Annotated in this window: 11 protein-coding genes; 7 read left to right on the top strand and 4 right to left on the bottom strand. The window is 60.3% G+C overall.

Translation table 11 applies throughout. The features are described from left to right. Window positions 1–579 precede the first annotated feature (579 nt). On the top strand, window positions 580–1,218 hold the full coding sequence (locus ACR3FE_RS20230) for a right-handed parallel beta-helix repeat-containing protein (RefSeq protein ID WP_458209358.1): 639 nt from the start codon (window positions 580–582) through the stop codon (window positions 1,216–1,218). 12 nt (window positions 1,219–1,230) lie between these two features. Here ACR3FE_RS20230 and ACR3FE_RS20225 read toward each other — a convergent pair whose 3' ends face one another. After that, window positions 1,231–2,442: a glycoside hydrolase 5 family protein gene (locus tag ACR3FE_RS20225; RefSeq protein ID WP_458209357.1), complete on the bottom strand. Its 1,212-nt coding sequence runs from the start codon at window positions 2,440–2,442 to the stop codon at window positions 1,231–1,233. Between the two features lie 249 nt (window positions 2,443–2,691). Here ACR3FE_RS20225 and ACR3FE_RS20220 point away from each other — a divergent pair, with 249 nt between their 5' ends. The 5 genes from ACR3FE_RS20220 (at window position 2,692) to ACR3FE_RS20200 (ending at window position 5,434) form a co-directional block, all read left to right on the top strand. Further along, entirely contained in the window at window positions 2,692–3,507 is an 816-nt protein-coding gene (locus ACR3FE_RS20220; protein WP_458209356.1) for a spondin domain-containing protein, read from the top strand. 146 nt (window positions 3,508–3,653) lie between these two features. After that, entirely contained in the window at window positions 3,654–3,932 is a 279-nt protein-coding gene (locus ACR3FE_RS20215) for an ArsR/SmtB family transcription factor (RefSeq protein WP_458209354.1), read from the top strand. Window positions 3,933–3,934: 2 nt separating this feature from the next. Continuing rightward, complete coding sequence (locus tag ACR3FE_RS20210) at window positions 3,935–4,225, top strand: DUF8036 family membrane protein (protein ID WP_458209353.1); 291 nt, start codon at window positions 3,935–3,937, stop codon at window positions 4,223–4,225. A 97-nt stretch (window positions 4,226–4,322) separates the two neighbouring features. Further along, entirely contained in the window at window positions 4,323–4,889 is a 567-nt protein-coding gene (locus tag ACR3FE_RS20205) for a metal-dependent hydrolase (RefSeq protein ID WP_458209352.1), read from the top strand. Window positions 4,890–5,269: 380 nt separating this feature from the next. After that, on the top strand, window positions 5,270–5,434 hold the full coding sequence (locus tag ACR3FE_RS20200; protein WP_458209350.1) for a hypothetical protein: 165 nt from the start codon (window positions 5,270–5,272) through the stop codon (window positions 5,432–5,434). A gap of 31 nt (window positions 5,435–5,465) precedes the next feature. Here the strand turns inward: ACR3FE_RS20200 and ACR3FE_RS20195 are convergent, their stop codons facing one another. Next, window positions 5,466–6,458, bottom strand: coding sequence for a winged helix-turn-helix domain-containing protein (locus ACR3FE_RS20195; protein WP_458209349.1), 993 nt, complete (start codon window positions 6,456–6,458; stop codon window positions 5,466–5,468). Window positions 6,459–6,745: 287 nt separating this feature from the next. Here ACR3FE_RS20195 and ACR3FE_RS20190 point away from each other — a divergent pair, with 287 nt between their 5' ends. Beyond that, window positions 6,746–6,994, top strand: a complete 249-nt coding sequence (locus ACR3FE_RS20190; RefSeq protein ID WP_458209348.1) for a hypothetical protein — start codon at window positions 6,746–6,748, stop codon at window positions 6,992–6,994. A gap of 42 nt (window positions 6,995–7,036) precedes the next feature. Here the strand turns inward: ACR3FE_RS20190 and ACR3FE_RS20185 are convergent, their stop codons facing one another. Both ACR3FE_RS20185 and ACR3FE_RS20180 read right to left on the bottom strand, forming a co-directional pair. Next, window positions 7,037–8,647, bottom strand: a complete 1,611-nt coding sequence (locus tag ACR3FE_RS20185) for a hydantoinase B/oxoprolinase family protein (protein WP_458209347.1) — start codon at window positions 8,645–8,647, stop codon at window positions 7,037–7,039. Beyond that, a complete protein-coding gene (locus tag ACR3FE_RS20180) occupies window positions 8,644–10,650 on the bottom strand; it encodes a hydantoinase/oxoprolinase family protein (protein ID WP_458209346.1) in 2,007 nt (668 codons plus the stop codon). The genes ACR3FE_RS20185 and ACR3FE_RS20180 overlap by 4 nt, the downstream gene beginning before the upstream one ends. Between the last annotated feature and the right edge of the window lie 123 nt (window positions 10,651–10,773).

Here is a 10,773-nt window from a genome sequence, read left to right as displayed (position 1 = left end):
CCTGCCTGCGTTTCGGTCAGTACTGGAGTGCGCGAGCCTCTGGGAAATCCGATTCGCCGCCTCCATTCATACCTGAACCCCACGTAGAGCATTCGCTCCGCGTGGGGTTTCTCTATTTATAGAAGACAGAGCGACAGCCCTCCGCAGCCGACGAACGCCGCCCTGATTCGTCGCTGTCAGATCACGACGAATCATTGGTCGAATGCACTCGGTGCATACTATCCTTTCGCTGTCACGAATCCGTCGAGATCGGGGTCTGATAGATTTCTGAAAGTCATTTTTGATCGTCGTTTCGCTATCGAGAGAGGAAATAGCACATTGATTCGTCGTCGTGACGTGGGCCGGACGAGACGGTCGCCAAACGAAGGTCGAAATATCACATTGATTCGATAGTTCGGAGCACGATGCTGATGACGGTTCGAACGGACGACGAAGACGGCGGTGCGACGGTGAACGATCCCTGTGGGATGGTCGATACTTGACGCCAGTCGAGTTACGATTCGGGAAATACAATCAGTGTGATGGTCGTCCTAGTCATCGACATTTAATAGGTGGACCGGTGAACAGGGAGACGTACGAATGGTCTCTATCGATGTGTCCTCTACCGGACGCAAGCTTCTCATCGTTGCCCCACTGCTCCTCCTCGTCATGTTGACCCTCGCTGTCGATACCGTCGACCTGCCGAGTGACGACCAACCACGATCGAAACAACAAGCAGAACCGACGCCGATCAAAAATTGCAGAGAGATCAACAAACCCGGAGAGTACGTTCTGACGAGAAACTTCGGCGGTGCGGCTGGATTGGCGAACAGCTGTATCGAGGTCAACGCGAGCGACGTGATGATAAACGGCGCAGGACACAAGATACAGGGGAGAGGAGTCACCGACACGACCGCCATCCTCGTCGGAGACGATCGAAGCGTCAGCAACGTCACCATCCACTCGGTCAGGGTCGAGCGATGGAACCGTGGCATCCACGTCACGAACGCATCGGACGTGACGATTCGAGACGTGATCGCTGTTCGGAGTACGGAGGGAATCACCATCTGGAACGGAACCCGTGTCAGGGTCGGGGACTCGTGGGTGACCAACAATCTGTTCGGAGTGGTCATCGACGAGCAGAGTCAAGGGGTGACGTTCTCCTCGATGCACTTCCGAAACAACCACGTCGAAGATATCGCGCGCGATCGCGGTCAGCTTCGACAGAACGACGATTGAATATCCGAGAGCCTACTCGGGTTGTTCTTCGCCAGGGGCGAGCGTCTTTTTCTTCTTGATGACTCTGGCCCAGTCTGGATACTCCTGTCGTTCGGTTCCCTCGTACTCGGCGTCACCCGACATCGCCTTGACACTCCGTGCGTCGTCCAGGCTCCATACGGCCCCGTCTTCGTGGAAGAGGCCATTGAGCACACCCTTCTCTCGCAAGTAGAGGGAGAACGCCGGTTTGACCATGAGCGACCAGAAGAAGTTCCCAACGCCCGAGGCCTGGATGGTCGGGGCGAGCGAGGAGTAGTCCGGAACTGCTGCTTGACCGGACACGTCGGCGAAGAACTTGTCGCCGGGCCGGATTCGCTGCCACTCCGAGAGCCAGACCGGCCTGTCGAGCTTGTCAGAGACGTGATTCGCCTGCTGAAGGACGCGCTCGTAGAGCTGTGGTGTTCGCGCGAAGTTATAATGGAACTGAAGGATGTCCATCCCCCAATTCAGGTAATCGACGTTGTTCGCCAGACTGGTCGAACCCACCGTGAGTGGAATCTCGCCTCGGTAGTAGGTGAACGTCTTCGAGATTTCCCTGAAGAATTTGATGTCCTTGCGATTCCACCCCGGCTCGTTGGTCAACTCGATCGCCAATAGCCGCTCGTCGTTACGGTATCGCTGCATGAACCAGACGATGAAGTCACGGGGGTTTGCCCAGAGATCGTCGTTCGCCATCGTTCTCGTCGATGGTGAGAATGCCTGGACTGCGGTTCGTGGGTCGTCGTTGATGAGATTCTCGTACGTCGGTTCGCGCCCGACACTGTCGAACAGGCCGAGCAGAACGCGAATCCCGTGACTGTCGGCGGTGTCCAGAAAGTGTTCGAGTGCCTCTCGATGTTCGGTTTCGTGTCGCAGCCAGTACTCGTAGCTCATCCACGTTCGGATGGCGTTCAAGTTGACGCTCGCCGCGTATTCGAGGTCACGTTCGATGATTTCGGGGTCGTAATCGCGCCACATCTGGTACCGATTGAACGCCCGCGTCGGGATGTAGATCGCGCCGCGAACGTCGACCGGTGCGTCTGTCTCCGGTGGGAGATTGAGCGCGGCTAGACTGCGATTCCTCTGTGCGCTCGTATCAGACGCGCGCCCAACGACTCCTCCGCCTGTCGACACACTGGGAACCATTCCCACACTCGCCCCAGCACCCAATGCGAGAAATTCACGGCGGCCAATTCGCCTGCTCATACTCCCCGTTCATCCTCGAACGGCAACAATGTAATCCTACGTAGTCTAACAATTTAGGGTCTGACGTTCGTCAGCGATGTGGAACCTATCTTCGGTTAGTTGCCTCGTACACGGGTCGCTGAGGATGTTGGAACGCTTCTGGAATCGATTCGACCGAGATTTGGTAGAGACTCACCCCAGATGTAGAAAAATCTACTTTTTATTTCCCGCTGGAATATCGTTCGTGCGTTCCAGCGCACAGGATTTCGAATGACCAACATCACAGACGACCCGCGTGCGACGACCCAGTCGGGTGACGACCGATCGTCTCGGTTTCGCACGTCACGACGAACCTTCCTCGCTGCCGCAGGCGTAACCGCACTCGGCATTTCGGGAGTCGGCAGTACCGTCGGTGTCAGCCAGAACCAGATGCAGGCGTTCACCGTCCGCCTCGAAAACGTCTCGACGGGCATGACGCTCACGACGAGTGACGACGGCGATCTCGCAGAACAAGCGGTTCCACTATCACCGGGCGCGTACGCCGTCCACGGGAACGACGAGCCGATCTTCACGTCCGGAGAACCGGAGCGAAACAACGGCCTCGAAGAGGTCGCAGAAGACGGCAACCCCGAACGACTCGCGTCGACGCTTCCAGAGCGTGACTCCGTCATGTCGAGTGGCGCATTCACGACGCCGATGGGGAATGACGAACCGAGTCCACTCCCACCCGGCGAAGCATACCAGTTCGATATCGAAGCAGCCCAGGCGGCGAGCACCCGTCTCTCGCTCGTGTCGATGTTCGTCCCGTCGAACGACCTGTTCTTCGCGCTCGGTGGCGCATCAGGCATTCAGCTCTTCGACGGAAACGAACCGGTCATGGGCGACGTCACCGATAGCGTCTCGCTTTGGGACGCAGGAACCGAGATCAACGAAGAGCCGGGTAACGGACCGAACCAAGCCCACCTACAGAAAGAACCCGGCCTCGGACTCGTCGAACGGGGAACGGTCGTCCCGATAACAGACGTCAACGGCTACGACTACCCCGAGACGTGCGACGTGCTGAAACTGACGATCCAACCCCAGTGACCGCTCCCCCACCGTGACCGAAGTCGAGCAACGCAACCAACTCCCGCCGACCGCTTCTCCCCTCGTTTTTATCGAGGCCCTTAGCGACTTCGTCGCCTGCAAAAGCATTTATGCACGCCTGACACACAGGAATGTAGGAACGTGCGATGGAGAAGGCGCTCTGGTATCTGCTCACGGCAACGCGCGGCGGCAAGAATCGCGTGCGGATCATCCGCGTCCTCTCCGAGAAACCGATGAACGCAAACCAACTCGCCGACGAATTAGAACTCGGCTACAAGACCATCCGACACCATCTGGAGATGCTCGAAGACCACGGTGTCGTCGAATCGAGCGAGAACAAGTACGCGAAGCTGTACTTTCTCACCGACAGATTCGAAACGTACCGCGAGACGTTCGAGACGATTACCGAAAAAACTGACCTCTAACCATGGCAACGACGATAGAAATGGCAAGTGTCCTCGCGGGCGTGAACGTCCTCTTTCTCCTCGTACTGACGGGAGTCTGGATTCGGAACTACACCCTGTTCAAGTCCCAGTTGGTGTTGGGTCTCGTCGCGTTCGCGGGCGTCATGCTCGCGGAGAACGCCATGGCACTGTACTACTTCGTGACGATGCAGGGGTTCTACGCGATGTCGCCCAAGGTTCAACAGTCCGTCCTCATCCTTCGGGCGCTCCAGTTCGTCGCGCTCTCGTTTCTCACCTACGTTACCCTGAAGTAGGGACGTCGAGAGCGACGGAGTGCGAGACGGAGTAGGAAGTGAGGAGACCCCACGAAGCCAGAACACATATCACTGCGAATGTCAATCATTTTCGCATATGGTCGATGTGAGCGGGCACTTTGCGATGGCCCTGTTGTTCGCTGCACCGGCGTGGATGGTCTGGGGTCGGCGAGGGGCGCTTGGCTTCACCGGGTTCGCGCTGGTGACAGCCATGCTTCCGGACGTCGACCTGGTTCTTCAGGTCTTCCTCCCAGTTATCCACCACGGAGTGACCCACACCCTGCTGTTCGTCGCGCTCGTGAGCGTCCTCACCGGGTTGATTGCAAGCCGCTGGCTTACGTCTCGATTCAACGCCCATCGGTGGATCAAAAGTACCGAGATCACGGAGGAGACGGTGTTCGTCTTCGCTACGGGCGGGTTGCTCACGGGCGGGGTCAGCCACATCGTCGCTGACCTGCTCTCGGCACCCGACATCGCGGCCCCACTCTCGCCGTTCTGGCCGATCTACAACGAACCGGTGATCATCGACGTCATCTACTACAAATCAGTCGTCTGGAACTTCGGGCTGCTCGCCGTCGCGGTCGCGCTCCATCTCGTACTCGCACGGTACGAGAGCTACCCACTCGATACGCGCTATCGTATCGGCGACCACCGACAGGGCTGATGAAGGACGGGGATGGGTCGATGAAGGACGAGGACGGATCGCTGGAGGATGAACGAGGTTCGATGAAGGATCTTAGCATGGCCATAGATTCCTCAGTACGCACGAGATTCTCTTAGCAGGGCCGTAACCGATACGACGGTCGGTACATCTTAGCCCGGGCGTAACTGATTCATTCCGTTCACCGACGGCACCGCCGAGAGTCCGGTCGTTTCTCGTCCTGACTGGAGACCTCCACACTGCGACGGCATTACTCCCCAGCTAATCCGAATTCGACCGTTTGCGAAAGAAAACGGTCGTTGGTGGTCATAAGCCATGCCCACCCATGCACGACTGACCACGCCGACCGCGTGGTCGACAAGTATCCCCTCGACACCTCCACTATGAGAAACACGACTCACATACTCAAAGAAACGCTGACCGTCGTAACGATGCTCACGACGTTCGTAAACACGATCGTAGAGATAGCGACCATCACCCGTGTTCGAATCGTCATCGTCGTCCTCCTGGCCTGCCTTCTCGGCGTAACTCTGTTGATACGCGAGTGATGCGCCTGTTCGACCGACGCCCCATCCGCATCTATTCCTGCGTCGTTCGTCGGTGTCGAACGTCGATGACGTCGCCGTCGTCATCGAGGATTACATCCAATCGATCCGCGTCGATACCGACCTCGACCCGTATCTCCAGCGGATCGTGAGAGACGACCGTCTGTTCGGCGATGGTCTCGGTTCCGATGCGGAGCCACTCGTGACCCCACGTTTCGTAGCCATGGTCGTGATAGAACGCCGCTACCGTCGGATGCAAGACGATGTGCCTGTCACTGGGGGCGAGGAGGGCAAGCTTACAGATATCACAGACCTGGCGAAACCTGACTTCGAAGACAGAATCACAGTGCTCGCACACGCGATGGTCACCCACGGTATCAGCGTCGTGTTCGTCGCAGATCAATGGCGTCACGGAGATCGTTCCTGAACACTCGGGGCAAACTCCTTCTATCAGCGCCGTTAGCTTGTGTCGGATCCACGTCTGCTGGGCGCGATACATCTCGTCCACAGTTCGGCGGTTACGTACTCCCGCGGGTGGCATGAACTCGGTCATACTCAGCGTTCCCGGAAGACAGCTAGGGTTCTGGAACGCACCCTCGCAGTCGGTACATCGGACGACGAAGAAATCGAGCGTTCGCTCGGTGCCACAGTCGAGGACGACCGACCCACCACACAACGGACACGGATCGTCGATCGGAACCGCATCGAGAACCACTTCGTCGGTCAGCGCCCCGGCGAGGACGGCACTGGTTATCTGTTCGCCCGCACGACGAAGCACGTAGCCGTCCTCGGTCTGGTGGACGAACCGCCCGACGAGTTGCTTGAGGTGATAGTTGAACTGTGAACCGTCGGCCATCCCCACGCGCTTGCGGAGTTCCGCGAACGGCACGGGCCGCATATCCGGGTGCCGCACCGGGTCACGCGCTTCCCAGAGCGCGTGCAGGATAGCCAGACGCGTCTCGTGGCCGAGTATCGCGAACATCTCCTCTGCCACGAGCGTACCCTCTCCCTCGGTGTCGCTGAGCATGGTTCTCGATGACTCTAGGCCATGTGGTGTGATAACGATTATCGCCAGGTGCCTCATCACCGGTCTCGGGCGTCCTGTCAGCCGATTCAGGCAAGTCACGTTCAGTCCGAACGTGGATAGAAATGTATTTCAGCTAATACTTATTGCCCCGACGGACGTCCTCCCACATGGGTGAACGAGATGGAGAACGAACCATTCAGACGAGTCGTACGACTCGTGGACGGCCTCGCGTTCGGGATAGGCGCCAGTTCCCTTTCTGAATCCCATCTCGGAGTGGGGGATGAACGATGAGCGCACCGTTCGACCTTCTGTTCCTCCTCTTCGCGTGGGTGGCCATCGTCGGACTATTCGTCGTCGTTCCGTGGGCCACTGTGCGACTAGCGGTTCGCATACTGGAGATGGACGTGTGGACGCCGGAGAGTGAACGAGTCTCTGTCGACCACGAGCACGACGAGACACCGTTCACCACGACGAAACCGGAAGAGGAGGGTCGACAGCCTCACGTCGACCCGACGTTGGAGCGCGAACACCACTGACCAGTGTGAGATCGACGGACTCGAAGATCGACGTACCGACTCTCAGTCCCACCGCATTTTTTCGTCTACGCGGTCGCGTTCGATAGCCTCGGGGTCGCGGTCGTCGGGAGCACCGTGACCACCGCCCCCCGGTGTGCGAACCGTGACGGTCGTTCCTGTGGTCACGTCGCGCGTCGTCTTCGCCGGAACCAGCTCTCCTGCGATGCGGTTCTCGCCCGGTTCGCCGTCCTCTCCACCAGCGATGCCACGCGGCGCGACCCGTCGTCGTTCGGTGAGGAGCGAGACCGTCGCGTCCGCTTCGACCGTGACCGAGCGGACGACGCCGAGGCCGCCACGATACTCTCCCCGACCGCCACTATCTTCGCGGAGGCCGTACTCCTCGACGATCAGGGGATACTCGGCTTCGAGGGCTTCGACCGGCGTGTTCAGCGTGTTCGTCATCCCGACCTGGACGCCGTCCATCCCGTCTTTCGTCGGTCGCCCACCGAATCCGCCAGCGATGGTCTCGTAGTACGTGAAGCCGTCGTCGCCACCGTCACGGCTCCCGATGGTGAGGTTGTTCATCGTCCCCTGCCCTTGCGCCGGGACGCGGTCGGGGGCCGCCTCGGCGAACGCAGTGAACACCACGTCCGTCACTCGCTGGCTGGTTTCCACGTTGCCACCGACGACCGCCGCCGGAGGGCGAGGATTCAACAGCGATCCATCCGGTACCGAAACCGATATCGGATCGTAACAGCCCTGATTCGGTGGAATATCGGGATCGGTCACACACCGAATCACGAAGTACAATGCACTCTTTGCGACCGCGAGTGGCGCGTTGACGTTTCCTGCGACCTGGTCTGCGGTTCCGTCGAAATCGACCTCGATCCGTTCGTCTTCGACCGTCACAGCTACCTCGATGGGAATCTCCTCGTTGACGACTCCATCGCCTTCCATCACGTCGTGGGCGCTGTAGGTTCCGTTCGGTAAGTCGGCGAGTTCGGTCGTCACGCGGTCGTGCGAGTACTCCATGACGGCGTCGAACGCCGCCACGATCCGCTCTCTTCCGTGCTCGCTCACGAGGTCGCCGAGTCGTTCTTCGGCGCGTTCGTTCGCTGCGATCTGTGCGCGGATGTCCGCTCTGCGCTCGCCCGGGTTTCGAACGTTGGCGAGCAGGAGGTTCATCATGTCGTCGTTCACATCGCCGTCTCGGACGAGTCGGACGGGCGGGAGCCGGATTCCCTCTTGGTAGATCTCCCGCGCTCCGGCGGGCATACTTCCCGGCGTCATCCCGCCGACGTCGGCGTGGTGTGCACGCGAAACGGCGTATCCAAGGATTTCCCCGTCGATCGCGATGGGCGACACCATCGTCACGTCCGGCAGGTGGGTGCCACCTTCGAAGGGGTCGTTCAGGACGAAGATGTCCCCGATCCGGGGGTCGTACTCCAGCACCGTCGTCACGGCTTCCGGCATCGCGCCGAGGTGTACCGGGATGTGTTCCGCCTGTGCGACGAGGCGGCCCTCGGCGTCGAACAGCGCGGTCGAGCAGTCACGTCGTTCCTTGATGTTCGGCGAGTACGACGAAGTGATGAGCACCTGTCCCATCTCCTCGGCGACGCTCTCGAACTGGTTTCGCATGATCTCCAGGGTGACGGCGTCGATATCGTGACTCATTCGTCCCCACCTCCTGTGAGGACGAGCGTACCATCTTCCTGCACCGTGCCCGACCACGCTGGCGGAACGACGACGGTACTCTCGTTCTGTTCGAGGATGGCAGGCCCCTCGACCGTCGAATCCACACCCAGACCGGTGCGTACGAAAACGGGCGCCTCGTGGAATCGGTCGCCGAAGAACGCTTCTCGCGTCCCTTTTTTTGCCTCACCGGAGTCACGATACGAGACCGACGGGGACTCGCGTTCGACGACGGCGGTCGCCCGCAGGTTCACAAGTTCGATGGGGTCGTCCATCGTGTAGCCGTAAGCGTTCTCGTGGGCCTCGCGGAATCGCTCGGCGACGACTTCGGGGTCGAACGATTCCCCGACCGGAACCGTCAGCTCGAAGCTCTGGCCGACGTACCGCAGGTCTGCGGCGCGCCGAACCACTGCCTGGTCGGGATTCGCAACGTCCGAGAGAACGTTCTCCACGAGGTCGTCGTCGGTCGATTCCACGGCGTCGAGGGAGACGTCGACCAGCGGTGTTCGAAGGGTTCGCACCGAGTCGTGTTTCTCGTCGGCGACGAGTAATCCGTATGCCGAAAGGACACCGCAGGCGTAGGGAACGACCACGGTATTCACGTCGAGACGCTCCGCGAGCGCTGCGGCGTGCATCGGCCCGGCCCCGCCGAAAGCGACGAGACCGAACCCTCTGGGGTCGTGGCCGCGTTCGACCGTGACGGCACGGATGGCACGAGTCATGTTCGCGTTGGCGACGCGGTATACTCCGCGTGCGGCGTCGAGCGCGTCGTCCAATCCTGCATCGTCTGCGAGCCGGTCGAGTGCGCCGTGTGCAGCAGCGGTGTCGAGTTCGAGTTCGCCGCCGAGCGCCGAACTCCCGCCGATATAGCCCAACACGACGTTCGCGTCTGTCACCGTCGGCTCCGTTCCACCGCGTCCGTAGCAGGCCGGGCCGGGATTCGCGCCAGCAGATTGCGGCCCGACTCGCAGCGCGTTCCCGGCGTCCACCCAGGCGATGGAGCCGCCACCTGCACCGACCGTGTGCACGTCCACCATCGGGGTCTTGATGGGCCGACCATCGATCTCGGCGTTCGTCGTTCGCTCTCCGTCCCCGTCCCGGACGAGGCTCACGTCGCTGGACGTTCCACCCATGTCGAAGGTGACGAGACCGTCGAGACTGCGTTCGTCAGCGGTCGCTGCCGCACCCACCACACCCGCTGCCGGGCCGGACATCGTCGTCGTCACTGCGTGTTCACGGACGGTCTTGGCGGGGGCGATACCGCCATTTGCCTGCATGATTTGCGGTGCTGGAACACCTCGTTTCTCTGCACGCTCTTCGAGGCGACCGATGTAGGCGTCGATAGCGGGCGTGACGTAGGCGTCCACGACAGTCGTGGACGTTCGTTCGTACTCGCGGAACTCGGCCAACACCTCATGTGAGGCGGAGATCGGAACGTCGAGTTCGTCGCGGAGCGCGTCGGCGACCGCTCGTTCGTTCTCGGGATGTTGGTAGGCGTGGAGGAGACAGACCGCGACGCTCTCTGCGTCACAGTCGCGGATTCGCTCGGCTACGTTACGCACGTCGCTCTCGTCGGGGGGCGTCTGGACGCCATCGATCGTCGTTCGTTCCGCCACTTCGAATCTGCGTCGGCGCGGTACGAGTGGAGCGGGTTTGTCGACGGTCACGTCGTAGAGGTCGGGGCGAGTCTGCCGACCGATTTCCAGTACGTCCCGGAAACCTTCGGTCGTCACGAGCGCCGTCTTCGCGCCAGCCTCTTCGAGGAGGGCGTTCACCGAGACGGTCATCGCGTGGGTGAACCCATCAATCTCGTTCGATTCGATGCCCGCCTCGTCACAGGCTTTCTTGATACCTTCGAGGACGCCGACGCTCTGGTCGTCCGTACTGGGTACTTTCGCCGTCACGAGTTCGTCGTCGGGCAACAGGAGTACCACGTCGGTAAACGTCCCGCCGACGTCGACCCCGACGCGCGTCTCGCCGGTCATTCAGTTGCCCTCCAGCCGATAGTCGGTCGCCATGGCGCTCCCCATTTCGTGTTGTCCAATCCGCGGTTCGAACTTAAAACCGACTACAAACGCTCTGCTGTAAGGTGGTCGTTTCTCACGGTT

It is taken from the genome of Haladaptatus rarus, assembly GCF_054177585.1.
Note: the sequence above shows the minus strand (reverse complement) of the source record. Positions and strands in the feature narration are given on the sequence as shown.